The sequence below is a fragment of the Burkholderia sp. 9779_493 genome (genome assembly GCF_015712215.1).
GTDB classification, from domain to species: Bacteria; Pseudomonadota; Gammaproteobacteria; order Burkholderiales; family Burkholderiaceae; genus Burkholderia; species Burkholderia cenocepacia.
This window is the reverse complement of sequence record NZ_JACCQA010000020.1, coordinates 19618-45549: the sequence shown is the minus strand read 5'-3', so window position 1 is coordinate 45549 and position 25932 is coordinate 19618. Positions and strand designations below refer to the sequence as shown.

Sequence of the window (25932 nt, the reverse complement as noted above, 5' to 3'; positions counted from 1 at the left end):
GCGGATCCAGCCTACGTCGCCGCCGGGCTGCTCGCTTGGCTGGTAAGCAGCCCGCTGATAAAAGGGCCGAGGTTCGCCACCACGACGCGCACGACGAGCGGCAGCATCACGTCTATGCCGATGTCGTCGAACATCGACGTTTTGTGGGTGAAGTTCCAGACCTTCGCCCAACCCGCCCCCTGCCAGCGCTCGACAACGGACAGGCACGTGCCGAAGACGTATTCCGCGTCCTCGTCCTTCAGACCGGCCAGCGCATCAGCAAACGGCTGCAGCACCGGCGCGATCGCGTCGACCATCGACAGCAGATCCCGCGAGCGGTCGGCCGCAGGTGCCGGCGCTTCCGCGCCCGGCGTCGCCGTTTCGCCTGCGCCTTCGGCGAGCGCTGCGAGCGCTGCATTCGCGCGCGCCTGCTCGCGCGCAACGTCGGCCTGCTCGAGCTCGGCATAGAACTTCATCAGCACCGGGATCATCGGCGGGATGATCGGTGCGATGCGTCGAGATACGTGGAACTGCTGCATCGCGCTCAGCTTGCCGATCGCGTACCGCACGCCGTTGAGTTGGATTTCGGTCGTCATTTGATTTCTCAGATTGAGCATCCTGCATGCAGCTTGCGCTTTGCGTCGAGATATGCCTGATGAGCAGTTTCGGCGTCGTCGAAATACCCGATGCCCTTGCGCTTTCCATCGACTTGAATTTGCGCACACCATCGATACCGGCGCGCGTGCCACGTGACGCCGAGCAATCCAGACGTCCGATTGTTCGATCGTGCGCGCCGTTGGTTTTGCATGTTGACGCCGCGCGGCACGTCGCGCAGATTGTTGATCGCATTATTCGTGCGAACACCATCAATATGATCGATGTCGCCGGATGGCCATTCCCCGTACACATAGAACCATGCGAGACGGTGCGCATACATGCGAATGCCATCAATGGTGATGCGCAAATACCCATTCGGTTGCATTGTTCCTGCTATTGCCCCGGTAGGCGCTCGATTCGATGTAGATTGCAGCCAAACAAAAGCGCCGGTGACTGGATCGTATGAAAGCACCTGATGGAGTCGATCTTGAGTCAATGTATCCATTAATAGGTGCCCAAGATATTGTCGATTTTGATGCAATCAAACTGCCATTCCACAATGTCGCCGTCCTTCGCGTACTTCAGATCCGGAGCCTTCTTGAACGCGCAGCTGCGCGCGGTCAGCACGTCACCGGCGGCCGTCTGCCGAACCTCGATCAGGTTCTTGCCCCACAGGCGGCTGTCGAGCGACTGCGCGTCGTAGAGCGCCATCAGCTTCGCGTTGATCGGCGCGGTCTTCAGGTAGCGCAGCGTGACCTGCCCGGACTTGTCGGCATGCAAGCTGTGCATGCCTTCGCCGTCCGAGCCGATCGTCATCGTGTTCTTGTCGCCCGCGCGCACGATCGTGATGCCTTCTTCCGCAGTCGCTTCGCCGTAGCCGAGCGAGAACGCGCCGCCCGGGCCGACGATCGTCGACGCGACGTCCTGAAAGCTGTAAGTCGTCATGTTGAGATGCCCCTGTTAGCGGTTGACGTTGACGAGGATGTCGACGCTGTGGATCGCGCCGGCTTCCTTCGCCGCGACCTGGAACGTGACCGACTTGCGCGCCTCGCGATCGGCCTGCGACTGCGTCGCGATCGGCGGCGCATAGATGTAGTAGCCCTGGGCCAACGTGTCGCCCTGATTCAGTGCGCCGAAGCCGGCCGAATTCCAGACCCCCGGCGCCAGATACCCGTTGTTCACCGCCGCCTCGCAGGCCGCGGAGATCGTCGCCGCGATCTGCGCGTTGCCGCCGTCGGTCTGCGGAATCTTCGTCGGGCTCTGGTACAGCAGGTTGTAGACGTCCGTCTCGATGCGGTTGCGGAACCAGATCGCGTTGTAGACCGAGTCGGCGAACAGGCCGCTCGGCGTCACGCCGTATTGGATGATCGACGTGTCGTTGCTGTAGTTGACGAAGACATTGCAGTTCTTCGCCTGCAGCGTGTTCGCTTGGGTGCTGGTCAGCTGTTCGGCGGCGACGCTCGGCTCCTGCTTGAACATGAGCGTGATCGTCGTGTTGTTGCCGTTGAAGTTCACCGTCAGCAGTCGGCCGAGCAGCGACGACACCGCATACGGCGTCGCGCTCGAGTACTGCACGATGGTGTACTTCAGCTTCAGTGCCTGCAGCTTGCTCGCGATGTCGGTCGACACGGTCGAGTCCAGCACCTGCGGGTTCTGCGTCGTGATGCCATAGATGTGCCGCTGGTCGGCTTCGATGAGGTTCGCGACCGCGATGTGCTGCGCGTCGGTGATCGACGCGTCAGCGAAGTCGAGGCCGAGGAACTGATTCGCGAAGCGATCGAGGAACAGCGCGGCCGCGTCGACCGGCTGCTCCGGGGCAATGCCGTCCGCCGGCACGCCAGCAAGGCTGCTCGTCAGGCCGAGCATCGCCGAGATGTCGGTGCCGCTGCCCGGAGCCGTGGCATAGCCGACCTTCGAGTTCGTGCCGGTCGTGTTCGACGTCACGATGAACTGCGAACCGGTCCAGGCGATTGTCGCACCCGTCAGCTTCGCGTTGATCACGCTGGCGACGCCGTTGAGGTTCGTCTGTGCAGAGAAGTCGAGGCCGCTGACGGACTTCGCTGCGCCATCAATCGTGATGCTGAATGCGCCGGCCGTGACTGCATCCCACAGGGTGATGTCCTGCTGCGCTGCCGACAGCACCCCGCCGCGCAGCGAGCCGGCCGTCGCCGTCTTCGCCCATCGGCCGATGCAGACTCGTTGCGGTTGCGGAACCTGGTTGAACGCAAAAGCCGCCGCGGCGTACTCCGGCGAGTTAACACCAGCGTCTGCTGCGACCTCGGCGATGCTCCCGTATGACCGAAGCCGCTCGTTCGTGTCGATAAACGACGAGGCTCCGATGATGAGCTGTGTATTCACATCGGCGCCCTGCGCCGCGAGCGCTGCCAGGTTGATCGACACGTTGATCAGACGCGATACCGGCAATCCGTTGGACATGCTGGTCCCCTAGGAGTGGATGTTCGAAACGCCGGCCACTGGCGTCGACGAGTCGGTCGTCGTCGCCACGGTGGCCGATTTGAGGTTGAGGACCGCGTAGGTCCGGGTAATCTTGCGGCGCAGCGTCACGGTCATGTCGTAGCGCCGCACCCACTGCTGGTTGACCAGGTCGGGTGCCGCGCGAATCGCGCCGACGCCGACGAACGCCATGTCCTGGAGTTGGAGCTGCTCGCGGTTCTGTGGGATCGCGAGCCCGTCGGCGAGCCGCTGCGCGTATCCCTTCGCGCGCGGCCCGTAAAACGTGCACATGACGTCGATGTCCTGGTGCCGGATGTACGTGTCGTGCCCCTCTCCGGTACCGTCGTGCTGGATCGCGGGGCCCGCGTCCGGCTCCTGCTCCTGGACGCCGAACGCGCACCAGTCGATGGACGGTTCAGGCTGCTTCGGCACGGTCGGCTGCCAGCGCGGCCGTACAAGGTCCGGAGGCAGAGCCGTGACGCCCGCGACCAGGTCGTGGACCAGATCGTCGAGGGCATCGTCTTCGGCCGGCGGCGCATCGACGGCTGGCGCCAGGTATCCACCGGTCGAGCTGTCGTTCATGGGGTCATCCCGAGAGAGGCTTCAGATCGCACGTCGCGCAGACGAAGCCGCGGCCGAAGTGCGAGTAGTCGTTCACGTTCACGACCGTGTAGGTACGGCCGGCCCACACGACTTCGTCGGCGTCGTGGCCGGCGCTGCCGTCCATCAGGCGGAACATCGTGTGCAGCGTGATCGAGCCGATGATTCGGCTACCGTCCGCGTTGCGATGCAGGATGTCGCCCTTGTCGCTCGTCACGACAGCGGCGAATGGCGTCGATGCGGCGGTGTTCTGCGCCCGGCCGTGGCCGTCGATCGTCTGCGTCATGCGGTTGCAGATCAGGCCCGTGTCCATGAAATCCGGATCGAGCAAGACCTCAGTTACGTCGAGGAAGGCCATAGCGAGCGCACCAACGAAAAAGGGCCGCGCATGGCGGCCCTCGGAGCTGGGAGACTGGAAACTACTTCTTGCGAACCACGTACGTGATCGCGTTGCGATACTGGCCGGTGTCGACAAGCGTGTTCTCGCGCGTGACGCCGCGGCGCCGGCGCGCGGCCAGCGTCGATTCGGCCAGTTCAGGAGCGATATTGCTGTTGACCTTCGCGCGCACAGAGTTTTTCGCCGCGATGCCGGCCATGTTCAGCCGGCGTTCGACCTGTTCGAGATCGCCGTCGAGCGCCGCTTCGACGCCCTTCTGGAGTTGCGGCTCGAACTTCGGCCGCGCGTCCTGCACACCCGGCACCAAGTGCGGCCGCGCCGGGATGTTGTTCGCCGGCGAGCCGTTTTCCATGATGTAGCCGATCTCGGCGTTGCTGAGCGGCTCGCCCTCGTCCTTGCGGCCGGCGGTGCTGTCCGGCACACCGACCAGCACCTCCTTCTGTACCAGCCCGCTGATCGACTTCAGCACCTCGTCGAGGCGATCGATTTTCATACTGCCCATTGGATTTCTCCCGACGGGCAGCGGCGGCGCTACAGCTGAATGCCGCCCGAGCCCATCATCAGCGCGAGGCTGAGATAGCGAACGCCGTACATCGTGGCGTTCCAGAAGCCACCGTCCTTGATGGCAACGGCGTCGGTGTTGTAGCTGGCGCTGACCTTGTCAACAGCCTTCGACGACTGCGGGCCGGTCACCTGCCCGGGCACGCCGCCGACTGCGGCCGTCTTCTGGTCCTTCAGCGCGAGCGCGAGATGGTGCGCCGTGACCAGCGCGATACCCAGATCGGTCAGCTCGCGCCACCGGTCAGCATTGACGAGCGACACCGCCACGGTCATCCAGAACTGGACGAGGGGATCCGGATAGGTGGCTGCGTCGAACTCGGGGAACGATTGTCGGAACTGGGCGATATCCACGTGTCACCTTGCCAATGAGCGGATGCCCGGCGCGCGCCTTCACGGCGCGGCGCCGGGAGGCCATTATGCCTTCTTCCCACTGCTGGATTTCTGCGCCGCGCCGTCGGCTGCGCCATCCTTCGCAGCCGCCGCGGCGTCCTTCTGGGCTGCTTCGAAGGCCGCGACCCGCGCGGCGAGATCCTGCTCGCTCGCCGCGACCGCAGCTTCGCGCGTGTCGAGCGCGGCCGCGCGGTCGTCCAGCCCCTTGCCGAACGTATCGAGCTCGGTGCGCAGCTTTTCGAGGCGGTCCGACTCGGCCTGGAGATCGGACTTCGACGCGGCGAGCGCCGCAGCCTGATCGGTCGGGCCGCCTTGCGGGTCACCCACATCGCCGGATTTCTCCGGCAGCGGGCCCGTGTGCGCCTTCGCGTACCAGTGCTCGGCGATGAAGTCTTCGACCTCCTGCACACCGGCCTCGACGCGGCGGACGACCTCCTCGCCCTCGTGGAGCAGCCGGATCGTGAACGCCGTCAGAACATTGATCTTCGCCATCTTCGCCATGTCAGATCCCGTCCCGGTAAGCGGCCGTCGTGCCGTAGCGCCACTCGACGCGGCCGATACGCGACCAGTAGGTCGTGATCTGGAACAGCGAGCGGTACTCGAGCGGCGTGCGTTGCAGGTCCGTCATCGGGAACTGGACATACTTCTTGTCGCTGTTGTACGCGACCATCCGGTCGACGGTGTTGAGCTGCCCCTGCGTGCCGCCCGCGCCGGCGCCGATCAGCCACTTCAGCTCGAGGATTTCGAGCGGCGTGCCCTGCTGCGTGCAGATATTGTTCTCGAGCAGGTACGTCAGGATCGACTTGCTGCCGGCCGTGCTGATCAGGCGCGACGCGATGCCACCGAGCGTTGCCGGCGGCAGCATCAGGCGGTTCGGCTTCACCTTCCAGCCAGACGCCTGCCACGCCGACGTCAGAATCTCGTTGACGTCCTTGAGGATTTCGTCCGGCGTCTTCGTGTTCCACTGCGGCGTACCGGCCGCGCCGTTCGCGACGTTCGAAACGCTCCCAACCGCGCTGATCGAGTTCACCAGGCCGGTGAAGCTCATCTGCGGATCGCCGTAGTAGACGATCTGGTCCAGGTCCATGTTGCGTTTCATGTTCATCGCCTCGACCTTCTGCGAGTCGATGGGCATGCCGAGCTGCTGCGACTTCACGAGCTCGGGCACCGTGTACTTGACCTCGGCACCCCAGAGCAGCATCGGTTGCGCGGTCTTGCCGATGTCGACCGACGGGCCCGCGAGCGCGTTGCCCTCGTTCGAGATCCAGTTCAGACCGTTCGGGTTGATACCGCCGCTCATCCCGAACGCCGAGTTCGTGAACGACGCGACTTCGTCGGCCGCGGACACGTCGCTGCGGATGTAGATGTCGCGCGACCAGGTGTACTCGACGAGCGGCTCGTTGAGCGTCTGGTCGAGGCGTTCGAGTTGGCCGACGAGGAATGCGCCGGTCGAGTCGATCGTCTGCTTGTCGTAGGTCATCATGCCGTCGGCGGTGCGCGCGCGAATCAGCCGGCGCGTCGCGTCCGCCACGGCCGCCGACATCGGGGCCGCCGCGAGCGACGCCCCGGCCCGGCGCAGGTGCTTCTGTTCGGACATGTCCATGTAATGGCTCCAAAAATGCAAAAGCCCCGCAATTGCGGGGCCTCGGGTGAAGCGCTGTTCAGCGCCGGATCAGATGTTGACGGCGATTTCGACGATGCCGTATGCGTCGGCCGGGCCGGTGAAGTACCAGTTCGCCGGCATCGCGACGGTATTCGTCCCGTCGGCTGCCGCCTCGAAACCACCGAGCGGCTTGCCGGCGGCCGCTGCCGCGACGCGCACGTACACCGTACCGTTCTTCGTGGCAGGCGCGGTGCCGCCCAGCGCAGCGTCGAAGTAGCCGCGCTTCAGGATGTCGGTCGGGCCGCTCGTCGGCGGCGTAGACGTGCCGAGCGGATCCGTGCCGTTGCCCTGAATCGGGTACGCGCGGAGGTTCACGCCGTACACCGACGCCGCGGTATCGGCGGCGTTGTTGATCGGCTGAATCTTGCCGTTCACCATTTTCACGGGAACGCCGAACGCGGTCGGCGGTGCCGTCGGGTCAATCAGCTGCGTCTCGATCGTCGCGACTTCGGCGCGCTGAAGGTCGCCGGGGAAGCCCGCCGGCATGCGGTACTGATAGGCTTGATACGAGGGCATGTCGGCTCCTTTACTTGCGGACCTTCCAGAATTCCGCGTGGATTTCGTTGATGTCTTTCCGCTCGGTTTGAGTGGAATCGTTCGTCCGGCGCTGCGTCATACCGGAATTCTTGCTGCGCACGAGCTCCGACGCGGCATTGAAGAACGCCGCGACGGAATCGCAGGTCATGCTGGCGACGTTCGCGCCGCCGACCACCGACTTCACCAGTTCGGCGTTTTCGTTGTCCATCGCGGCGCGCAGCGCGCGGCGGCGCAGCACGCAGATGGCGTCGACCGTCTTCTTGCGGACCGCCTTCGCATCGAACGTCGGCAGCCGCACGCCCGGCGCGAGGATCTCGGCGCGCGAGAGCGCATCCTGAAACTGGTCGCGCAGCGCGGTGCTGTCGCCCGTGCGCGTGCCGGTCTTGTCGTCGCCGCCTTCGCCGGCACCGTCGTTGTCCGTCGTGGTGGTGCCGTCCAGATCGTCGTCATCGCCGTCGCCGGTCGGCGTGCCGCCGCCTTCGAGCTTCGTCACGCGATCGGCCAGCGCATCGATCTTGCCGTTGGTGGCTTGGATCGCGTCGAGCACCTGCTTGAGCGGATCGCCTTCGCCGCCGCCCGCGCCTTCGTCGCCAGTCGCGGAGACACCCGCCTTCGGATCGGTGCCGGTGCCGGGCATGTGGATGTGAATCTGGGGTTGGCCGTCGCCACCCTCGCCACCTTCGTCGCCAGTCATCTCGCTCGCGACCTTCTCGAACGCTTCGGAATCGCGCGTCATGAACGCCTTGCGCAACGCGTCGACGAACTTGGAGCTTTTCTTGGTTGCCATGCTTGCATCTCCTGTCGGGAGTAGGTTGGAACTGCTATCCCCGATCGAACACACGGGGCCACAGCGGGCGCTTTTCACGAGGGCGACGTGGTTGCCCACGATCACCACCTGTCGCGCCCGCCCAGGCGCAATCTGTTCGTAGTCGGCGTCGTAGCCGTTGCTGACCTGCGTGAGCGCGTCCGCGCCCTTGCTCTGGACGCGGCGGATCGCTTCCGCGTCGGTGATCAGCAAGTCGGCGAGCATTAGCTCGGCCTGGTCGCCTTCGCCTTGCCGCACGTTACGGACCGTGCCGCGCGCCACCGACATGTAGTTCGCCGGCGTCACGAAGTCCGGCGGATGGTCGATCGTGATCGGCTTGCCCTCGAAGCTGGCGAGCGTCTCAGGGCTGAACAGCACGTCGGCCGTGCGCTCGGCGACGATGACGCCATCCTTCGCTTCGATCTCCGGCAGTTCGAAGTAGGCGTAGTCCTGCGCGCCGACGCGCGCGATCGGCACGGCCTCGCAGAGCAAGAAGCCTTCCGGTGTGATCGACTGCCGCTCGCCGAGCTGCTCGGCCGCGTACATGCCCGATGCGGTGATCCCGTCGCGGGTGTGTGCGCGGGCGCGCGGCGCATGCGAGCCGCAGGTGCACGCGTGGTCAGTGGTGAAAATGCGCATATCAGTCCTTCGGAAGCACGACTTCGGCCCAGCATCGGCAGTTGTAAATGCAGCCCGGGTGCGCCCGCGCCCCCGACCGCTTATCCGCGACCGGCGGCTTGTCCCACGTGAAAAACTTGCCTTCCAGCTCGCGATGGTCCTCGCGGACGTCCGAGTCACCCGACGTCCGCCAGAAGTAGCCGGGGCTGCCGACGTCGAGAGCGCGCGCCTCGGTGAGCGTCGCGGCCGTGCGACTCACCTCGGTTCGCGCGATCGTGTCCGCCCGGCTTTTCGCGACCTGCCCAGACTCCTGAATCGCCTTCGAGATATGCGCGGCGCGCGCGCCGTCAACGATTCCTTCCAGCGTGAGCCGGTGCACGCGCTCGGCTGCGTCGAGCGGGATCGACTTGATCAGCCGCACCTGCTCGGCCAGGAGAGCGCGCATCGTCTCGCCGGTGGCCGCGCCGCGGATCTCCTCGCGCAGCGCGCGCGACATGTCGGCGGCCTGCTTCATCCACATCTGCTCGTCGCGCCGGTTCAGGTCGGCGATCATCCGCGCCGCGGTCGCTTCCGCCCACGGCGCGAGCGCCTCGGCGTACCGCCGTAACAGTTCCTCGATCGTCGGCGCATACGACGCGTCATCGGCCGGAAAGCCGTTCACGAGCACGCCGACCTGATGGGCGATCTTTCGCAACTGGCTGCCGTACTGCCGCTCGGCACCGCTCAGCCGGACCGGGTTCTTGCGCCGGTCGCGCTTTCGATCGAGGGTGAGGATCATCGACGTCGGAAAAGCCTGCGAAGCAGAGAATCGTTCGTGCGCGCGGCCGCGCCCGGCGCCGGTCCGAGCGGAAGCGCCGGATCAATTCCCGGCGGGTCTTCGCCCTCTTCATCGCGCTCGGCCTGCTCGATCGCTTCGTCGGGGATGTCGCCGAACATGCCGGTGTCCGGCGACGACGCCTTCAGCTCGCGCATGCCCTGGCTGCGCGGAATCAGGTCGGCGTCGACGGCCTTCGTCACAGAGTCGACCGTCTTGTTGCCGATCTCCGCCTTCTCGGCGGCCGACATCTCCTGCAGCGGGTTGAACTCGTACGAGAAATCCTCGGGCAACGGCTGCCCGATCTCCGACCGGCACATCACGTCAAGCAGTCCGTGCAGCGGGTTGCGCAGCCGACGCTCCTGCCGCGTGTGCACCTTCTCGTGATACAGCAGGCGCGACCCTTCGCCGGTGTCGCTCAGGCCCGCCGGCTGCTGGCCGAACAGGCGATCGAGCGGAATGCCCGTCGCGCCGCTGAGCTGCATCGCGAACTGGAGCAAGACGTCGGACAGCCCACTGAACGCGTACTGATGCGTCTCGAACTTGTCGGTCGAGTCGATGAGGGTGATGCCCTCGTTCGACTGACCGAGCCGGATCATCTCGACCTGCTTCAGCAGGCCGTTGAGCGCCGGGCCGCCGGCCGCGATGATCTCGCGCAGCTTCTCGACGCTCAGCGTGCGCAGGTGCGCCTTGTAGACGAGCTGCCCGGCGCCGACCGTCGCGCTGTCGAACGCGATCAACCGGTCCCACATCGGCTCGAGGATCGACAGACCCCAGCCGTTCTCGCTGATGCGCTGGTAGTACGGCAGTGCCTCACCGTCCATTCGCAGCACGCGCGAGTGGTGAATGCGCCCCTGCGGCAAGCCGATCGCTGTCGGCAGCACGTCGTAGTACTTCGGCATGCCGAGATCAGGACCGAACTCGGTAACGACCTCGCCGACCAGTGGCGCAACCATCCAGCGGTCGAGCACGAGCAGGCCCTTGAACTGGCCCTTCCCGATCGTCTCGCGTCGCAACGGCTGCGACATGTCCTGGCCGTCGATCAGCATCACGGCGATCGCGCCGCCGTACAGCTGCGCCCACTTGCCGGTGTCGCAGAGCTGGTCCCAGATCGCCTTGCGCGTCAGCGCCGTCTCCATCTTGGACACGTCGGTCGGATCGAGCCCGGACATCTCGATGCCCTTGCGGGTCATGTCCTCCGGGATCGCGTCCACCGCGGCACGCACGATCCACGATCCGCGATAGGCCGCCTCCAGCCAGACGCGGTTACGGCTCTGGTACGACAGCGTGTACTGTGCCGCCGATGCCTGGTTGTCGGTGCCCCATCCGAGCCGCGCTTCGAAGTTGGCGAACGAGTCGACCGTGCGATGGGCGTACGTCGCCGCCGGCGCGCGCGGCGGCCGGGTCTGTTGCTTCCGTTTCGACATTCCGGGAAATCCTGTCGTGCTCAACCGGCAAGCCGCTCCCAGACCGACAGGTCCTTCGCGCCTCCCAGCATGTCGTTGATTGCGTCGACCATCGGATCGATCTGGTCGTCGTGCATGTGCGTGTCGTCAGCCGTGAACGAGTCGCACTCGGTCAAGAAGTCGCTGACCCACGGGGCATCCAGCGGGATGCCGACGTTGCCGGCATCGATGTGGCTGACGACGTCCATGACGCGCGTCAGCTTGTCCTTCACGCGTTCGATGCCCTCGATCGGGATGCCGCCCTCGGCCTGAATGTCTTGAATCAGCCCGGTGCCGCTGGACTTGTCCTCGACCTTCATCTGGCGCAGCACCGGCGCGCCGGGATCGTCGGCGCCGATGGCCGCGTGCTTGTTCCAGAAGTCGATCGCGCGGCGCTTCAGCTCGGGGGCCTTCCACTTCCCGCGCACCAGGTCGATCAGGTACAGACGGTTGTCGTACCCGAGACCCCAGCACTCGAACACGCTGTAGTCGTTCCGCTCGGCGGTCTTCTGAGCGGTATCCGCGAAGATCTTCCGGTACTGGAGCTGCGGCAGCGCGCCGTAGCGCAGGAACTTGCCGCTCTGGATGATCCCGCCGCCCAGCGGCGACGGCCGCTGCATGTACTGGCCGTTGAAGACGTACGCGTCGGCCTTCTCGGACGCGAGCAGCTCCTGCAGCGGTTCCTTGTACGGCCAGTAGCTGTACCGGCCGTCAGCATCTCGCTCGTCGCACTCGACGCGATCGCGGATGTGCGCCGGCAGCTTCGCGACGTACTCGTCCGTGATCAGCGCCGGGATCTCGATGAACTCCCACTCGCCCGGCAGCTTGCGCGCCTTGATGAAGCCCGTCGGATCTTCCTCCGCGAGCCGCTGCATGATCACGATGATCGGCGTGTCCGGACTCGCCTTCCGGCTTTTCACGGTCGACTGCAGCTTGCGGTTCGCCTTGTCCCGATTCGTCTTGCTGTACGCGTCCTCGACCTTCAGCGGGTCGTCGATGATGATCGCGCCCTGCCAGCCCTCGGCCATGTGCCCGGCCCGGAAGCCGGTGATCTGACCGCCGAGCGAAACCGCGTACACGCCGCCGGCTTTCTTCCCGTCGACGAGCACGTTCCAGCGCTTCTTCGACTTCGCGTCGTCAGCCACCTTCAGCGGCCAGAGAGCCTGGTACTCGTCGGATGCGACGATGTCGCGCGCCGTCTCGCTGTTCAACAGTGCGAGATCGTCCGAGTAGCTGATGTGCAGGAACCGCGCGCGCGGGTTCAGCGCGAGGCCGCGCGCGATCAGGTTGATCGCGACCAGCTCGGTCTTCGACGAGCCCGGCGGCACGTTGATGACGACGTTCTTCAGCGTGCCATCGATCACGCGCTGCACCGTGTCGGCGATCAGCACGTGGTGCCAGTTGACGCGGAACTTGATCGCCTGCCGGTGCTTGAAGAAGTACCGGCTGAAAAACAGGTGATCCCGCTCGCACTTCGCCTTCAGGACGGCCCGCTCGATGGCGGGGTCAATACTCGTCTTCGAGTTTGGCGACGGCGGCTGCGACCTGGCTTTCATCGACGACGACCGTCCTGTTCTCGATCGGGCCGCCGTTCTCCCCAGTGTGTTCGAGGCGCCGCCGGTTCGTGTAGGCGTCGCCGGATTCTTTCGCAGCCTGTTCGAGCAGCTGCGCCATCAGCGGCAGGTTGTTGCGCCGCTCCGCTTCCGCGACGGCTCGGTCGAGCGCGCGCAGGCGCACGGCGCGGTGCGACACGCCGATGCGCGACGTGTCGTTGAGGAACTCCTCGCGCGTGCGCTCGAAGATCTCGCGGTACTTCTTGCTGAGCGTCGCGCCGGCCCGCTTCGTCGGGTCGTAGCGCTCGCACTGCTGCGACGACACCTCGACGCCGAACACCTCGCGCACGTCCTTCACGGTGCGCGCGATCGTGTCGAAGCACGCCAGCGACTGCACGATGAACACCTTGATCGGGTCGGGAAGTGCTGCCATGGAGGGAGAAGTTCAGAGAAGGCTATGCGGCGGGTCAGATGTGCGACCAGGTTCGGCCATTCAATATGTCGCGGATCGCTGTCTCTGACACGCCGAACTGTCGTGCAATCCTTGTTTTCTCGCCTCGGCGGCCTACAGCCAAATCGCGAATCTCGCGCACCATGGCTTCGGTAAGTTTCGCTTGCCCGTTCGCCTCACCCCTGGCGTCAGCAAGGCCAGCCTCATATGCATGCAGCGAATTCCCCGATGACGTAACCCATTCCAGATTCCTGAAGTGAGGATTCGTCTTGTCGCCGTCGATGTGGTTCACCTCGGCTCCAACGAACGGCGCAGGCCCCAGAAATGCGCGCGCAACCAGAATATGAATCATCTGGGTGCGACGCTTCCCGTTTCTGCTCAGATCCACTGATGGGTACGGCCGATCCTTACTGCGATTGCATGGCTTCAAGATGGAGCCTGCCTTCGCACGCGTTCGCGTCGTCAGACGCTTCACACGACCATAGTCGCTGATAGCGTAGTCCGGAAAGTCCAGCACGGGCTTCCATCGCTCGGCGTCTACGCAGCCTTCAATATGCACGTTCCGCATGCTTGTGCTATCGATGCGTGAGAGATTGTTGGTCCAGCATTTGCAGCTCTGACCATTCTGGAAATGTCGCTATCCGGACCACCGGTTCCGTAACGCGCCACGATCCCAACGAACTCGCTGACGTCATGCGCTCGAAGCCCCAGCTTCGGAAAGCCATCCTTCGTAAAAGCGGGGGCGCCGAACTCATCCGTCTTCTGAGCGATGTGCATCAATTCGTGCTCGACGAGCGCACACCACTGCAGGTCATTGCACTCGCGCGCGTAGTGCGCGTCGAGCGTGATCAGGAACGCCGGCACGCGACCGAACCATTCGAGGAACTGCTGTTCCTGCCGGGCGCGCTGCCAGCCGCCGGCGCGGATCGCCACCTCTTCGCACTGACCGACGACGCGCCGCATCTGGCGCACGTTCTCGACGGCCGCCCAGAGGTAGGCGACGTCGGCGTCGATCAGGTGCGCGTGATCGGGGTTGTGCAGCGGCGCGCCCTCGCGGAGGAGCGTCTCGTTTACCCACTCGGCTATGCCGTCGGCCGGCACGATGCGCCGAATCCAGTTCGAGTCGTCGAAGAGGATGTCCGGCGGCACCGGACGAGACACTGGTAACACATTCGCTATCGCAGCAGATCTGCTCATCTTGTGACATCTGCAGTTTGATTCGAATAATGAAACGCTCAAGTCAATTCCGCCAATTTTATTCAAATAGCGAAATTATTAAGATAATTAAACGGCGTTGACTTAAATCACTCGATTAACGCAATATCCTCATGGCCGCGTGCTTAGAACGCGGTCGCGGAAAATCGTCTAATAAGCGCAAACAGGAGAGCATTAATGACTACCGCACGAGCAACCGAACAGGCCGTCGAACTCGTCAAAACAGCACTCGCATCCGGTTTGGTAGCACCAGCCACCGGTGACCGGTGGTTCACTGACCCTGCCAAAAATGGAGAGCAACTCGGACAATTTATCGGCGCAACCGTGGCCAAGATCGCCAAGGAAATAGACGCGCTGTAGGAATCGGGACTATTAAAAGTCGGTTTAGATCCAGCCGACCCAGTAAAAAGCCCGCTGACTTTCGCTCAGCGGGCTCAACGAATCTGGTGCCAGCAGGGCGGCGGAAATCCGTCTGCACCTTTCGGCGCGCTGGCTGATCACCTTGCTGCGTCTTTCCCGCCGGCGCAGTTAAGGCCGGGTTGAGTATAGCGCGGACACGCCGCAACGAAAAAGCCCGCTGGCTTGTCGGCTCAGCGGGCTTTGGTCGCAACTCTGCAATTTGGCGAAAATCTACACCCTATCCGCCACATTTGCAAGGGGAATTTTCGCCGTACCCCTTATGCCTCAACGGCCTCCGCGATCGTCACGTTGTTTCGCTCGAAGAGCGGCGTCAGCCGCTTCACGGCTTCGCGCTCCAGCTCGGCGAGGCGCTTCCGGATGATCTGCGCGTTGCGCTCGAGCGTGCGGACCGTGACGTGCGTCTCGTCGGAGATCTCCCGATACGACAGCCCATCCTGGCGCAGCCGCACCTGCGAGTGGCCTGCGATCAGCGCCATGATCGCCTTGCCATTCGTGACGGTGAGCGACGGCCGCAGGTACGTCCGCATTTCGACGAGCGCGCGCTTCCACTCGGCCGACGGCGGGATTCCCGGGTCCGCCGCGCGCGTCGCGCTGGCGGGCCGCGCCGGCATGCCGCAGGCATAGCGGAGCCACACCGCATTGCGTTCCGGCTTCAGCAGGTGATCGCGCACCGCTCCGACGACCATCGCGCACTGGGCCCGGATTTCGTCACCGCTCAGCCCGTCGAAGTTGATCGTGCCTGACGAGGTGCCGTACAGGTAGTCGAGAAATTCAGCCTGGCGCGCGGTGAGATGGCCGACCGATTCGAGGATCTGGATCAGCGCCAGTCGGAACTGCTGCTTCTGCCGCGGCGGCAGCGAAGTCACGAGAAAGCTGACGTGCAGCGCCTGCTGCGTGTTCTCGAAGATGGCGATCACCGGCCACCCCGCGTCGTCATCGCCAGTGCCTGGCGCGTGTTGAGCTCGGCCATGTAGCCCGTCAGGTTGCTCGTGAAGTCCGGCCGGATGCGCGTGTCGACGTGCGTGCCCGGCGAGCGGCTCGTGCCCGCGAGCGAGTACATCCGGCCGCGGCTCTCCGAATGGCAGTCGAGCCGCGCGAGCGCGACGTCGAGCGACAGCAGCTGGCGCACCGACGAGACGGGATGCTTCAGACGGCGCGCGAGGTCGTGCGCCGAATACCGGACGCCGGGCTTCATCTTCCCGATCACCTCGTTGATGGTGAGTTTGCTTTTTGCTTTCAAGGCCCCGCTCCTTATGCTGACTTCAAATTCAACTCGATCGCCTCGATGCGCACACCCGGCGTGCGCGCGTAGCGCTTCGACACCCAGAGGTCGACGACCTGGCCGTCATCGACGTACACCACCCCGTTCATGCCGTCCTTCAACGCCTTCACAACGTTGTCGGCGTCCGGCTTCTTCGTCGCGCCGATGGCGCCGGCGGCCGCTTCGCCCTGGCGCTTCATCGACCAGCTCGCCGGAATCGGCAGGCCGATGTGCACGATCAGGCGGATCGGGCCGGCGTATGGCGAGGCGCTGCGCATCGCGGCGCGCGCGGCCATCTTCACGAGGTTCTCGTACCGCTCGGTTTTCTCGGGCGTGTAGGTCGTGACGTGCGCGCCGCGGCGCGCGAACTTGGGGCGCCCCTTCGCGACCGGCGTACCGGGAACGACGAACTCGACACGCTTCGCGATCGGCGAAGCGGCGATGAGGGACTGCTGCGTCATGCCGTCACCTCGTCGCTCACGTCGTCGGTCACCGGCACGCCGCTGATCGGGCGCAGCCACGCGTCCGGAATCCATCCGGTCTTCAGCTCGCACGGCCGAAACGTGAGAACGTCCGTCCCCGGGATCGGTGTCGGTGCCTCGACGTACCAGCAAAAGCCGAAGCCGAGGTAGTCGCCGTAGGGTGCTTTCACCTCGACGATGCGGTCGCGGGCTTTGCCGCGCGTGATCACGGCCATGTCGCCGACTTTGCAGTTCATCGCCCTTCCCCCATCAAAGCGCCGGCCGCGACCGGGCCGGCCGTGTTGCGAAATGCGCGGTTGTGGTCGTCCCACCACGGGCCATCGCCGGCCGCGTCGAACACGCGCAGCTTGAAATCGAATGGAGGTTCGTCGCGGCCCTGCTCGACGCCGAGCGCGAGCCCGTGCTCGACGATGCCGGTCCATGACCGCCACCAGTCGCCGACGGTGCGCGTCCCCGTTGCGGGCTTCGCGGCGCGCGAGGCGAGCAGGTCGCCGAGGATCAGGTCGAGCAGCCCGGCGTTGAGCGGCTGCTCGGAGCGCTCGCGCTCCCGGCGCTTGCGTCCCGTGGCGATGGCCGCGCGGAGGTCGTCGGGAGTCACGCCGCGCCCGGACCAGGCCGCCACTCGCGTGTCATCGGCGGCGAAGCCGACGCCCGACGAGCGAAGGATTTCGACGAAAGCGGCGGCGGCGATCGGCGCATCGTCGCCTACTGCCTGTGCTGTGCCGCCGCCGCTTGGGTTTACATCTTGGTTATTGGTTGTTGGTTCTTGGTTAGTTTTAGAACCGGTTATGTCTGGGGGGCCGCTGGTATCCGGATTGGAACCCGGAGAAAACCCACTGGGTTTTTCTTGGGTTCCGGATGGGTTAGGTTTGGTACCCGACCCGGTGCCTGTTCGCTTCTTCGGCCGGCCGCCCTTCTTCCCGTTCTCTTGGGCCGTTTCTGCGCGCGAACGGTACGCCGCGATCTCGATTTCGCAACGATCGTGCACATACCCGGCGTCGGTCTGGGTGAACTTGAAGCGCAGCAGATTGGCAACCGCGCGACGCTCGTCCTCGGAGCTGACGCCGACGGCATAGCACACTGCGTCGAGATCGAGTGGGAGAGGCTTCTCCGTGTCGTAGTAGACGTCGATCAGGTCGCGATAAATCCAGCGCTCGACACGGGTCATATTGACCGTGCCGGAGCGGAAATCGCCGATGTGATGGGGGTAGTAGTTCATGGGCGCCATTCCTCCATGAGCTTCGCGCCCTTCGACCGATTACACGGCCGACAGGAGGTTACGAGGTTCTGTTCGGTGGTCGGGCCGCCGCGCGAGAGAGGCACGACGTGGTCGGCCTCAAGGTAGACGCCGCGAGCGCCGCAATACCGGCAGGTGTAGTCGTCGCGCGCGAAGACGACGGCGCGGATGCGCGCCCACTCGCCGGACTCCATCTCCAGGCGGCGGATCTTCCGCGCCATCAGACGAAGCTTGATCGGCCACACGCGGCGCGCATGCGCCGCGACCTCGGGGTGATAGAGACGGCCATCGGCACACTTCACCCAGCCGCGCAGCGCATGTTCCTTCACGCGCTTCCAGTTCTTCGACTGGGACAGATGTCCGAGCGTGCGGTCGTCGGCCGGCAAGCTCGCGGCCGGGATCTGATGCCAGCTCTCGAGCCACAACGTGATTGCGGCCGCGCGCTCGTCGCCGGTGCCGAGGATCCACGTTTCGGACGTGAGCAGGCGCTTCACCTCGAGCGGCATGAACGGGAAATCGCGGAGGTTGCAGTCCGCTGGGGTGAGAGGATTCGGGAGGTCGTTCACACGTATTCCTCTTCCGAAAACAACCGCGGCTGCACGGCGCCGTTCGCATACACGACGTCGAGGATGACGTCACCTGTCGGCTCGTCACCCTCCCATCCTTGCGGCCAGGTCCGTGCTGCGATCAGCTCGCGGATACGAGCCTCTTCCTCCGCGTCGATCAGGTCGATCATCGGACGGCCCGTAGCGTGCGCAACGCGGTTGCATTCGTTTTGGATTGAAAGGATTCGGTCGAGCGCCATCAGCCGAGCCTCGAACGTGAGCGGGCCCAGGCGCTGCGGGTTCTTCGCAACACCGCCGCCCTTCAGCTTCTCGAGCCCCGGCTTCCGCAGGCGATGGTGCGGTTCGCGCAGCTCACGCCATAACGGCTTGATGCCGCGCAACGGAGCGAGATAGGACCACTGGGAACTTCGGAGTACCGTCTCCAGCGCCTTCTCTTCCTGCGCCAATGGGCAGCCGATGCAGCCCGTGCGCGCGTTCAGCTCTTCAGCTTCGTCGCCACCGTAGGCATCCGCTATCGCGCGGGTCGACCAGTCGCCGAAATCGGCCTCCGGCGCCCAATGCTTCAGCCACTCCCAGACGTGGCAGACTCGCCAGTGCAACAGTGGTGCGAGCGTCGCAATGCGGCCGCGCAGGCCGCGCGCGTTCGGCAGCACCTGCTGATACCAGCCTTGGCCGCACTCGGCACCATCCTTGCCGCAGCTCATCTCAATGCGGCGATCGCGAATCGCGCTTTCGCCCTGGCGTACACCGGTGATCATCAGGATCCCGCCATCGACACCATCGAGGCGCCGGCGCAACGCTTCTTCCATCGGATCGATCTTGATCTGCCGCGTGCACCAGCGGAGCGTGTTGTTGTTGGGCGGCGGCACGCCGCGGCCGAGGATGTACAGCATGAATCGCTTGTCGAGCGGCGCGCGCACGACTTCGACCTGGATGCGACGGTCGCGAAGCTCGTCCATGATCTTCAGCGCGGAGATTGCAAGCGGCGGAAGCTCTTGTCGGGTGTCCGCATAGAAGACCGTCAAGGTCTTCGGCGCGGCGATTCTGCCGGTGTCGATCAACCAGCACACGATCGTCAGCGTCGCGGTGCTATCTTTGCCGCCAGACCAGGCGATGCCCCAATGATCGTGCTCAGGCCCATAGGCCTGCATCGATTGGATAGTCAGTTCGATCGACTCGGTCATCTGCAGGCGCTGCGCGCCAGCAGCGAGGAAGTCGAGTTGCTGGGCGCTCATGCTCCCTCCCGTGCGATGTGCGGCAGCGGCTCGGCAGCCGATTCGATCGCAGCCTGAATGCGCTCGAGCTGCTGACGGAGCCGCTTGACCTCGAAATCAAGGCAGACGCGACGCGCGGCTTGCTTGCAGGCGCTGGCGATCTCCCAGGCCCCCGCGCTCTCCGGCAACCCGAGCGCACGCGCGAGTTCGATGCGCGCGCTGTCGATCTGCGCTGCGTCGCGCTCTGCATGCTGCTTCGCCCGATCGAGGATCAGCCGCCGTTCGTTTTCCGCCTCTTCGGCAAGGTTTTCGAGCCGCTCGGTGGCGGCCTTCAGTCGGCGCTCCGCGTCCAGTTGATCCCGCACGGCATCCGCGACTACGTCGCCGAGGCGCGCGCGAAGCTTCTTTGCGAGCGTCCATTCGTTGCACAGCCCAGCGCGCAGCTGCTCGTAGTTTTGGTCCGCGAGCCGCCCCATGCCGTCGATGATCAGCTTGATCCACGCGTCGCGCGGCAGGTTGTCGACGTTCTTCAGCGTCGGGCCCTTTAGTGAGCGCCAGCCGTCCGGCCCGCGCACGATCAGGCCACAGCCGGTCGGGATGTCTTCCTTCTTCAGCAGGCCAGCCGGCGCGGCGAAGATAACGCCGGCGGCGAAGCGCAGGTACGACGTCCACTTCCCCGCCGTCACGTCGCGGCGGAAGTCGGCGACGCTGATCTTGCATTCGTAGGCGACGGGCTGGAACCGTGCGAACGAGCACGGCACCGTGTAGACATCGGGCCGCGGCGAGCCAGCCGGCCCGAGCTGCATGTCGGTCCATACGAGGCGATCGGATGCGCCGCGAAGATGCGCGGCGAGATCCTTCGCGAGGTCATCGTGCGCCCAGTTCATGCGAATTCCCCGCGCGCGCAAGCGGCCACCGCGAGTGCGCTATGATGGTTTGGCCGCGGGCGTGCGCGGTCCATTTCAAGACGGGGAACCACATGCCGATCATGACCGTAACGGCAGCCATTGCCGGGCTGAAAAATACAATTGACCTTGCCAAAGCAGCAGTCGCCGCGCGGGACGAATTGAAGCTCGCCGAGATGCAGCAATCGATCAACGATCGCATCATCGACGTCCAGAATGCCGCTCTCGCGTTGCAGGAGAAGCAATCGAGCGCACGCGATGAAATCGACCGCCTCAAAGACGAGCTTCGAGAAGCAAAGAAGACAATCGAAGCTCTTGAAACCGAGCGTTCTCAGTCCAATAACTACGAGCTCACAAAGCTCTCCGAGTACGGGTATGCGTACAGATACGTCGGTCCTGACGAGCCCGAACACCTCATCTGCCAGCCGTGCTACGACGGCCCAGGTCACCGAAAGACCGTCCTTAAGTTCAATCCGATCAACGGAAGATACGCGGCCCATTACGTCTGCCCGACGTGCAAGAACATCGTGCGCGGATAGTTTCGATGCGACGCTCATCGTGCCGCCTGCCGATGGCGTTCCACGGTAGATCTGGGCGCCGGCACACGCCGCACGCTCGGACAATTCAGTCACCATGAGCCGCCCCCTTCGTGTTGTCGATCGGCGCCGCCTCGGGCCGCACGCGCTCGAGCATCCAGAGCTGGTCGGCCCGAAACGCGAGGTAGTCCTGCGGCGGATCGCGGAAGATGAAAAGGTGCTTTTCCTCGACGATGCCGAGATAGGTCATGGGGCGCCCGAGCTTCCGGGCGAAGTGCTTGCCAACGTCGCGCTGGCTGAGAGTCAGCGTCATGCGGCCACCTGCCGCTGGCCGAACGCCTGCTGGACGAACTCGCCGATCGCCTGCTGGCTGAGCCGGCGGTATTCCTCGATCGCCTTCCGCTCTTGGATGGCGAGCCACTGCCGCGGGTAGTCGCAGCCCGTGAACATGCAGAACAGGTGCAGCTTCGTCGCCGGAAACGGCCGGCGGCCGGCCACCAGGTCACCGAAGTGCGGATAGTGAATGTCGCAGTTGCGCGCGAGCGTCTTGCGATCGAAGCGCCGCAGCCCGAGCTCGAGCGCGTGCGCGAGGCAGTCCTCGAAGCTCATCGCTTCGATCTCCCCATCCGGCAGCGTCGCGGCCTGCACCCACGGCGCGAACATCCTGAATTCGGTCTGGTTCATACGAAAAATCAATCGTTACCCAGTTGATTACCCACTTGCTTACCCAGTTGGCGCCGGGGCGAAATAAAGGCCAGGACAACACCTGGCCAGCTATCAACGAATGCAATCCAATGCCATCAGTCGACACCTGCACGAAGCGCGTCGTGCTGCCCCCCATCTGACGTGCACGCGCCCATGCGCTCCGGCGCGGCGGCTTCCGCCGGATGAGGCCAGATCAGGTGCCAATCGGTCGGACGAAAGTCCCTGTACGGGATGCCGACGGCATTCCCGACGAGGACGCAGTTCTCGGGTCTCATTGGATTGGGGGAATGCAGCCACTTATGGATGTGTGGCTGCTTTTTGCCGATCAGGCGGGCAAGTGCGGACTGCGACCCGGCTTTTTGGATCGCTGCCTCAAGAGCCGGCACGGAGCAATTGGTCGGTTTCATGCGGCAATACTATAACCAAAGTTATTCATCCGCAAGAACTTTGGTTATTTGCCGGCTTACAACCAAGGTTATAGGATGCCCGCTATGGAAAATCCTGAATTCGGGCGCCGGGCAAAGGAACGTCGCGAGGCACTGGGCCTATCCCAGAAGCACGTCGCTGAACTTGTTGGCGTATCGCAGCCGGCGATCGCCAAGGTCGAAAGAGGTGGCAGCACCACGACCACGAACGGGTTTGCACTCGCGCGCGCGCTCCAAACCACACTGGAGTGGCTCGAATTCGGCGACGAGGCTCAACCCGTACCGCCTGGCTACGATCAGCTCGACGAGATCGGCCGGGCCAAAGTCGAGGCGTATATCAGTGGGCTGCTAGCTCAGTCAGCTCCGCATCACCCATCTGCTCAGGACGAGGACAGGCCGTTCGGCGACTGATCCGCCGTGCCTCTTGCGGAAGCGGCTCTAGCGACGCATCCCAGAATGCAAACTCGCGCGTCACGATCGGCCGCTTCATCCGCCCCGTGAAACCGAACGCGGGCGTCTCGAGCAGCACATCCCACCGACCGTCAGAACGCAGCCGTTGAATCGTCACGATCGTGCCGGTCAGCGCTGGGCTTCTGCTCGTCACCACCATCGCCAAGTCCCCCGGCCTGCAGCGCAGGCGCGTCTTCGTTTCTTCTTCCACTGGCCGCCCTCGTCTTCGGTTCGCCACACCACTGTATGCATGTACAGTAGTTTAGCCCCACTTCCCGAAGACTTTCAACTGCCGTCAGCAGACGCTTAACAAACGGGCCGCCGGCCGCCCTGTTACAAATTTCCCGCCCAATCGATAACTTTGGTTGTTGACACGTCGATAACCTTAGTTATAATTCCCATCAACGCGACATCGACGCCGCGCCACCGCCCCAGGCGGATCGCTCTCTAACAATCGAAGGTAAGCCGGGACCGCACATGCGGAGCAACCGGCCGGCGCGATCAGCGTCGTGAGTCAGGACGGACGCTGCGGAAGACCGCAGCGGCATGCAAAACCCGAGTGGACCTGACACAAGACAGCCAGCAACACGTGACCGATGGCGTCGTAATCGGCACAAACCTCGCGCGGCCCGGAGCCGGCACGGCCGGGTGTAGCCGGGCGCGCGAGTGATGCAGTCTCATGGAGCCGGAATGCGCAGGCTGATGCGCGACCAGCTGAGCGCTGGAGTCCCGAAGCCGGAGATCAGCACCGGCCCGGCTCCATGAGACTGTCCCGAAACAGCTCTGACTGGTGGCGGTTCGTACTCTCGAGGCGTCACCAGTCAGAGCTGCGCAAGCAGCGTTGCAGTTCAAGACTGCAATTCAGTTAGTAATCCTACTTTCAATGGAGGGCGCGATGCACACGCCTCAACCTCATCACAGCAACGTCCATGCTCTGCCCGTGCGGGTCGACCGACACGCCGACCACCTGCAGGCTGCGGCGGACGACGCCGTGCTGGCGCGCGACGAGCGCAACGAAGCGATCGCCGAGCGCGTGACGTTCGATGTGCTGCCGTTCTCGGCCGAACAGATCGCGGTGCTCGATGCGGCGCTGCGCCGCGGTTACATCGAGGACGTGTACGAGGTCTGGAACGTCTGCAAGGACGTGCTCGCCGCCGAGATCAAGCGGCGCATCGCCGAAGCCGATCTCGGCGCGGCTGCGCCGAGATTCGAAAACGTCGATTGCTCGCAATGTGGCCGACGCTTCGGCCCGGGCAACGCCGGTTTCTCCCGCTGCACCGACCATACCGTTCGTCGCGCGCTCGACGACTGATCACCCGCGCTCGCTACGACTGGCGCTCAAACCACACCGAGAGACCACATGAACGAGATCAAGTACACGCTCGGTCAAGCATGGCTGCGGCGCGCGAAGGAGCTCGCACAGGAGCGGGCCGATTCGAGCTTCGCATACGGCGAATTGCCGTCCGACGCGGGCGAAACCGAGTCGGCCGACGCTTACGCGCGCTCGCTCGCGGCCGATCGATTGCTCGACGCGCACCTTCAACCGATGGCGCATCTGATCGACGCACTGCACCTGGTCGCGTCGAAGACCGTCCTCACGTCCGGCATCCGCGCCGTCGTCGACGACGCGCTGGCGAAGGCCGGCTTCCGCGCCCCGATGCCGGTGTCGGATCCCGTTCGCCGCATCACGGTCGCGGGAGGTGCGCCGTGAGCGCAATCAAACGCACGCCGGCGCCAAAGATGGTCGAGCGCAAATGCAAGCGCTGCAAGACGCCGTTCTTCGCGCGCGCTGCTGATGTGAAGCGCGGTTGGGGCCTGTTCTGCTCAAAGTCGTGCAAGGCCATCAAGCAGGAACAGCGCACGGGCCAGTGCCGCGCGTACTGGGATCGCCAAGAGGCGCGCGAACGCGGCGACGAGCCGACGGAATTTGCCGACGCGCATCTGTTCAGCAACGAAGACTACTTCCGCGGGAAGGACTGACATGCGCTCACCTCTCAACAACTTTCAGCCTGTATTTCGTCAGTACAGGCAATCGCCTGTATCGCGACTGCGCTACGTGATCGAAGGCTCGGCATGGGCAATCGCGTACGGCGTCGCGATCGGCGCGCTCTGGTTCGGCGCCGATTTGGCCGGCCCCTATCTCCGGAGCCTCGGATGAAGTCGCTGCTGCGCAAGGTCGGCGAGCTGGTCGGCCTGTGGGTCGTCGTCGCGACGATCCTGTTCGTCTTCGTCTGGCTCGTCGTGCCGACGCTGATCAGCGCGCCGGACGACGTGCCCGTCACCGTTTCCACGAGGCCCACATGAGCCGCTTCACCGATCACGCTGACCTCTTCGAGCGCCGGCACCCGCGTGCTGCCCGAGCCCTCGTTCTCGCGACCTTCATTGCGGTTGCAGTTGTCGCGATCGCGATCGACTACTTCTGCAAGCGCTTCGGAATCCTCTAAGCGCCGCCGTCGCACCAATCGACGCCACGTTGTCCGCCACCTGCCGCGCCGTCCGATGCGCATCTCTCGTCGTTCTATCTGGAGTTCCACGCCATGAAAACCATCGACACCCAACCCGTCGAGTCGTCGCAGATCCATAGCATCGGCTACGACGCCGAATCCGAAACGCTCGCGGTCCGCTTCAAGGATCGCAAGACGAATGCGCCGACGTCGCTGTACCACTACACCGGCTTCACGCAGGCGAACTTCGACGCGCTCAAGACCGCCGACTCGCTCGGCTCGCATTTCTACAAGCATATCAAGCCGTTCCCCGAGCGCTTCCCGTACATGTGCATCGAGAAGATGCCGGCGCCGGCGGCGGACATCGACGCCGAAACCGCAGGTGCGGCGTGACTCCCTCGGTCTATACCGTGCGCGCGTCGAGCTGGGGCGCACTGTTTGAATGCGCCTACCGGTGGGAGGCAATCCACCTCCTGAAGATGCGCAACGTCGTCGGGCTGCGCGCCGCGCTCGGTACCGCGATCCACGCCGGCACGGCCGCGTACGACCAAAGCGTGCTCGACGGCTCCGGCCTGACCGTCGACGACGCGGCCGGAGCATTCGTCGATAAGCTGCACGACCCGTCGAACGAGTACAACCCGGCGAGCGACGATCTCAATCTGAAAGAAGCCGAGCGCATCGGCATCTCGCTCACGACGAAGTACTGCCTCGAGATCACGCCGCGGTACGACTTCGTCGCGGTCGAGATGGAAACGAAGCCGCTCGACATCGACTGTGGCGGTGGGATCGTGATCCGCCTCACCGGCACGATGGACCGCGCACGTGTCCGCCGCACGGCGCTCGGCCCGGGCATCGCCGACCTGAAGAGCGGATCGAAGGCTGTCGCGCAGGGCGTCGCTGTCACGAAGGGCCATGGGCCACAGATCGGCACCTACGAGATGCTCTACGAGCACACGACCGGCGAGCTGATCGCCGACACGGCCGAGATCATCGGGCTCAAGACGAAGGGCACGCCGGAGGTCGCGACTGCCCCGGTCAAGAACGCCAAGCGCGTGATGCTCGGCACCGAGGAAACGCCTGGGCTGATCCAGTTCGCCGCCGACATGTTCCGCTCTGGTCGCTTCTACCCCAACCCGAAATCGCTGTTGTGCGACAAGAAATACTGCCCGCGCTACGGCATCTGTCAATTCCACGAATAGCGAGAGCAC

At 64.5% G+C, this 25932-nt stretch carries 40 protein-coding genes; 11 read left to right on the top strand and 29 right to left on the bottom strand.

Features of this window, described 5'->3' with window-relative positions; translation table 11 throughout:
* Window positions 1-11 precede the first annotated feature (11 nt).
* The 18 genes from H0X95_RS21270 to H0X95_RS21185 form a co-directional block, all read right to left on the bottom strand.
* Window positions 12-575 (bottom strand): phage tail assembly chaperone, encoded by a 564-nt coding sequence (locus H0X95_RS21270; RefSeq protein WP_196446194.1) that lies wholly within the window; start codon window positions 573-575, stop codon window positions 12-14.
* 8 nt (window positions 576-583) lie between these two features.
* Window positions 584-943 (bottom strand): HNH endonuclease signature motif containing protein, encoded by a 360-nt coding sequence (locus tag H0X95_RS21265; protein ID WP_230878255.1) that lies wholly within the window; start codon window positions 941-943, stop codon window positions 584-586.
* 137 nt (window positions 944-1080) lie between these two features.
* Entirely contained in the window at window positions 1081-1521 is a 441-nt protein-coding gene (locus tag H0X95_RS21260; protein WP_196446192.1) for a phage protein, read from the bottom strand.
* A gap of 15 nt (window positions 1522-1536) precedes the next feature.
* Entirely contained in the window at window positions 1537-3012 is a 1476-nt protein-coding gene (locus H0X95_RS21255) for a DUF3383 domain-containing protein (RefSeq protein ID WP_196446191.1), read from the bottom strand.
* A gap of 9 nt (window positions 3013-3021) precedes the next feature.
* A complete protein-coding gene (locus H0X95_RS21250; protein ID WP_196446190.1) occupies window positions 3022-3612 on the bottom strand; it encodes a phage neck terminator protein in 591 nt (196 codons plus the stop codon).
* A 4-nt stretch (window positions 3613-3616) separates the two neighbouring features.
* Window positions 3617-3988, bottom strand: coding sequence for a hypothetical protein (locus H0X95_RS21245; RefSeq protein WP_196446189.1), 372 nt, complete (start codon window positions 3986-3988; stop codon window positions 3617-3619).
* A 61-nt stretch (window positions 3989-4049) separates the two neighbouring features.
* The gene (locus H0X95_RS21240; protein ID WP_196446188.1) at window positions 4050-4529 is read right to left on the bottom strand and encodes a hypothetical protein; all 480 of its coding nucleotides are present in this window, start codon (window positions 4527-4529) and stop codon (window positions 4050-4052) included.
* Window positions 4530-4558: 29 nt separating this feature from the next.
* Window positions 4559-4939 (bottom strand): DUF4054 domain-containing protein, encoded by a 381-nt coding sequence (locus H0X95_RS21235; RefSeq protein ID WP_077056335.1) that lies wholly within the window; start codon window positions 4937-4939, stop codon window positions 4559-4561.
* A 63-nt stretch (window positions 4940-5002) separates the two neighbouring features.
* The gene (locus H0X95_RS21230; protein WP_196446187.1) at window positions 5003-5479 is read right to left on the bottom strand and encodes an STY1053 family phage-associated protein; all 477 of its coding nucleotides are present in this window, start codon (window positions 5477-5479) and stop codon (window positions 5003-5005) included.
* A 1-nt stretch (window position 5480) separates the two neighbouring features.
* Window positions 5481-6581: a DUF2184 domain-containing protein gene (locus tag H0X95_RS21225; RefSeq protein ID WP_196446186.1), complete on the bottom strand. Its 1101-nt coding sequence runs from the start codon at window positions 6579-6581 to the stop codon at window positions 5481-5483.
* 69 nt (window positions 6582-6650) lie between these two features.
* Entirely contained in the window at window positions 6651-7157 is a 507-nt protein-coding gene (locus tag H0X95_RS21220; RefSeq protein ID WP_059602238.1) for a structural cement protein Gp24, read from the bottom strand.
* A 10-nt stretch (window positions 7158-7167) separates the two neighbouring features.
* Window positions 7168-8622, bottom strand: coding sequence for a DUF2213 domain-containing protein (locus tag H0X95_RS21215; RefSeq protein WP_196446220.1), 1455 nt, complete (start codon window positions 8620-8622; stop codon window positions 7168-7170).
* Between the two features lies 1 nt (window position 8623).
* A complete protein-coding gene (locus H0X95_RS21210; protein WP_196446185.1) occupies window positions 8624-9379 on the bottom strand; it encodes a phage head morphogenesis protein in 756 nt (251 codons plus the stop codon).
* The gene (locus tag H0X95_RS21205) at window positions 9376-10842 is read right to left on the bottom strand and encodes a DUF1073 domain-containing protein (RefSeq protein ID WP_196446184.1); all 1467 of its coding nucleotides are present in this window, start codon (window positions 10840-10842) and stop codon (window positions 9376-9378) included. Before H0X95_RS21205 ends, H0X95_RS21210 begins: the two co-directional genes overlap by 4 nt.
* 20 nt (window positions 10843-10862) lie before the next feature.
* Window positions 10863-12416: a phage terminase large subunit gene (gene terL, locus H0X95_RS21200; protein ID WP_196446183.1), complete on the bottom strand. Its 1554-nt coding sequence runs from the start codon at window positions 12414-12416 to the stop codon at window positions 10863-10865.
* On the bottom strand, window positions 12367-12846 hold the full coding sequence (locus tag H0X95_RS21195; protein ID WP_077056327.1) for a DUF2280 domain-containing protein: 480 nt from the start codon (window positions 12844-12846) through the stop codon (window positions 12367-12369). Before H0X95_RS21195 ends, terL begins: the two co-directional genes overlap by 50 nt.
* 34 nt (window positions 12847-12880) lie before the next feature.
* Window positions 12881-13432 carry an HNH endonuclease gene (locus H0X95_RS21190; protein WP_077056326.1) on the bottom strand — a complete coding sequence of 184 codons (552 nt, stop codon included), beginning with the start codon at window positions 13430-13432 and terminating at the stop codon, window positions 12881-12883.
* A complete protein-coding gene (locus H0X95_RS21185; RefSeq protein ID WP_196446182.1) occupies window positions 13402-14061 on the bottom strand; it encodes a putative metallopeptidase in 660 nt (219 codons plus the stop codon). The genes H0X95_RS21190 and H0X95_RS21185 overlap by 31 nt, the downstream gene beginning before the upstream one ends.
* A gap of 195 nt (window positions 14062-14256) precedes the next feature.
* Between H0X95_RS21185 and H0X95_RS21180 the strand changes: the two genes are divergently transcribed.
* Complete coding sequence (locus tag H0X95_RS21180; protein ID WP_156349303.1) at window positions 14257-14439, top strand: hypothetical protein; 183 nt, start codon at window positions 14257-14259, stop codon at window positions 14437-14439.
* Window positions 14440-14756: 317 nt separating this feature from the next.
* Here H0X95_RS21180 and H0X95_RS21175 read toward each other — a convergent pair whose 3' ends face one another.
* The 8 genes from H0X95_RS21175 to H0X95_RS21140 are packed head-to-tail and all read right to left on the bottom strand — an operon-like array spanning window position 14757 to window position 20065.
* Window positions 14757-15416: a hypothetical protein gene (locus H0X95_RS21175; protein WP_164531145.1), complete on the bottom strand. Its 660-nt coding sequence runs from the start codon at window positions 15414-15416 to the stop codon at window positions 14757-14759.
* Window positions 15413-15739: a hypothetical protein gene (locus H0X95_RS21170; protein ID WP_196446181.1), complete on the bottom strand. Its 327-nt coding sequence runs from the start codon at window positions 15737-15739 to the stop codon at window positions 15413-15415. The genes H0X95_RS21175 and H0X95_RS21170 overlap by 4 nt, the downstream gene beginning before the upstream one ends.
* A gap of 11 nt (window positions 15740-15750) precedes the next feature.
* The gene (locus H0X95_RS21165) at window positions 15751-16221 is read right to left on the bottom strand and encodes a RusA family crossover junction endodeoxyribonuclease (protein ID WP_196446219.1); all 471 of its coding nucleotides are present in this window, start codon (window positions 16219-16221) and stop codon (window positions 15751-15753) included.
* Window positions 16218-16478, bottom strand: a complete 261-nt coding sequence (locus H0X95_RS21160) for a hypothetical protein (protein ID WP_164531147.1) — start codon at window positions 16476-16478, stop codon at window positions 16218-16220. The genes H0X95_RS21165 and H0X95_RS21160 overlap by 4 nt, the downstream gene beginning before the upstream one ends.
* Window positions 16475-17461 (bottom strand): YdaU family protein, encoded by a 987-nt coding sequence (locus tag H0X95_RS21155; RefSeq protein ID WP_230878254.1) that lies wholly within the window; start codon window positions 17459-17461, stop codon window positions 16475-16477. Before H0X95_RS21155 ends, H0X95_RS21160 begins: the two co-directional genes overlap by 4 nt.
* Window positions 17458-18045, bottom strand: a complete 588-nt coding sequence (locus H0X95_RS21150) for an HNH endonuclease (protein ID WP_196446180.1) — start codon at window positions 18043-18045, stop codon at window positions 17458-17460. Before H0X95_RS21150 ends, H0X95_RS21155 begins: the two co-directional genes overlap by 4 nt.
* On the bottom strand, window positions 18042-19280 hold the full coding sequence (locus H0X95_RS21145) for a phosphoadenosine phosphosulfate reductase domain-containing protein (RefSeq protein ID WP_196446179.1): 1239 nt from the start codon (window positions 19278-19280) through the stop codon (window positions 18042-18044). Before H0X95_RS21145 ends, H0X95_RS21150 begins: the two co-directional genes overlap by 4 nt.
* Window positions 19277-20065, bottom strand: coding sequence for a hypothetical protein (locus H0X95_RS21140; protein ID WP_230878253.1), 789 nt, complete (start codon window positions 20063-20065; stop codon window positions 19277-19279). Before H0X95_RS21140 ends, H0X95_RS21145 begins: the two co-directional genes overlap by 4 nt.
* A gap of 173 nt (window positions 20066-20238) precedes the next feature.
* Here H0X95_RS21140 and H0X95_RS21135 point away from each other — a divergent pair, with 173 nt between their 5' ends.
* The gene (locus tag H0X95_RS21135) at window positions 20239-20703 is read left to right on the top strand and encodes a hypothetical protein (protein ID WP_196446177.1); all 465 of its coding nucleotides are present in this window, start codon (window positions 20239-20241) and stop codon (window positions 20701-20703) included.
* Between the two features lie 85 nt (window positions 20704-20788).
* Here the strand turns inward: H0X95_RS21135 and H0X95_RS21130 are convergent, their stop codons facing one another.
* The 3 genes from H0X95_RS21130 to H0X95_RS21120 all read right to left on the bottom strand — a co-directional run bounded on the left by H0X95_RS21130 (window position 20789) and on the right by H0X95_RS21120 (window position 21812).
* A complete protein-coding gene (locus H0X95_RS21130; RefSeq protein ID WP_196446176.1) occupies window positions 20789-21013 on the bottom strand; it encodes a hypothetical protein in 225 nt (74 codons plus the stop codon).
* A complete protein-coding gene (locus tag H0X95_RS21125) occupies window positions 21010-21384 on the bottom strand; it encodes a hypothetical protein (protein ID WP_124503284.1) in 375 nt (124 codons plus the stop codon). The genes H0X95_RS21130 and H0X95_RS21125 overlap by 4 nt, the downstream gene beginning before the upstream one ends.
* A 116-nt stretch (window positions 21385-21500) precedes the next feature.
* Window positions 21501-21812, bottom strand: coding sequence for a transcriptional regulator (locus H0X95_RS21120; RefSeq protein ID WP_196446175.1), 312 nt, complete (start codon window positions 21810-21812; stop codon window positions 21501-21503).
* Between the two features lie 84 nt (window positions 21813-21896).
* Between H0X95_RS21120 and H0X95_RS21115 the strand changes: the two genes are divergently transcribed.
* The 9 genes from H0X95_RS21115 (at window position 21897) to H0X95_RS21075 (ending at window position 25923) form a co-directional block, all read left to right on the top strand.
* Window positions 21897-22241: a helix-turn-helix domain-containing protein gene (locus tag H0X95_RS21115; RefSeq protein ID WP_059584260.1), complete on the top strand. Its 345-nt coding sequence runs from the start codon at window positions 21897-21899 to the stop codon at window positions 22239-22241.
* A gap of 880 nt (window positions 22242-23121) precedes the next feature.
* Window positions 23122-23592 (top strand): hypothetical protein, encoded by a 471-nt coding sequence (locus H0X95_RS21110; RefSeq protein WP_230878252.1) that lies wholly within the window; start codon window positions 23122-23124, stop codon window positions 23590-23592.
* Window positions 23593-23640: 48 nt separating this feature from the next.
* Window positions 23641-23991 carry a hypothetical protein gene (locus H0X95_RS21105; RefSeq protein WP_196446174.1) on the top strand — a complete coding sequence of 117 codons (351 nt, stop codon included), beginning with the start codon at window positions 23641-23643 and terminating at the stop codon, window positions 23989-23991.
* A complete protein-coding gene (locus H0X95_RS21100) occupies window positions 23988-24260 on the top strand; it encodes a hypothetical protein (protein WP_330165499.1) in 273 nt (90 codons plus the stop codon). The genes H0X95_RS21105 and H0X95_RS21100 overlap by 4 nt, the downstream gene beginning before the upstream one ends.
* Window position 24261: 1 nt before the next feature.
* A complete protein-coding gene (locus H0X95_RS21095) occupies window positions 24262-24438 on the top strand; it encodes a hypothetical protein (RefSeq protein WP_196446173.1) in 177 nt (58 codons plus the stop codon).
* Window positions 24435-24584: a hypothetical protein gene (locus tag H0X95_RS21090; RefSeq protein WP_176331581.1), complete on the top strand. Its 150-nt coding sequence runs from the start codon at window positions 24435-24437 to the stop codon at window positions 24582-24584. Before H0X95_RS21095 ends, H0X95_RS21090 begins: the two co-directional genes overlap by 4 nt.
* A complete protein-coding gene (locus H0X95_RS21085) occupies window positions 24581-24724 on the top strand; it encodes a hypothetical protein (RefSeq protein WP_196446172.1) in 144 nt (47 codons plus the stop codon). Before H0X95_RS21090 ends, H0X95_RS21085 begins: the two co-directional genes overlap by 4 nt.
* Window positions 24725-24817: 93 nt before the next feature.
* Window positions 24818-25117, top strand: a complete 300-nt coding sequence (locus tag H0X95_RS21080; RefSeq protein ID WP_196446171.1) for a KTSC domain-containing protein — start codon at window positions 24818-24820, stop codon at window positions 25115-25117.
* Window positions 25114-25923 carry a RecB family exonuclease gene (locus H0X95_RS21075; RefSeq protein WP_196446170.1) on the top strand — a complete coding sequence of 270 codons (810 nt, stop codon included), beginning with the start codon at window positions 25114-25116 and terminating at the stop codon, window positions 25921-25923. The genes H0X95_RS21080 and H0X95_RS21075 overlap by 4 nt, the downstream gene beginning before the upstream one ends.
* Window positions 25924-25932 lie beyond the last annotated feature (9 nt).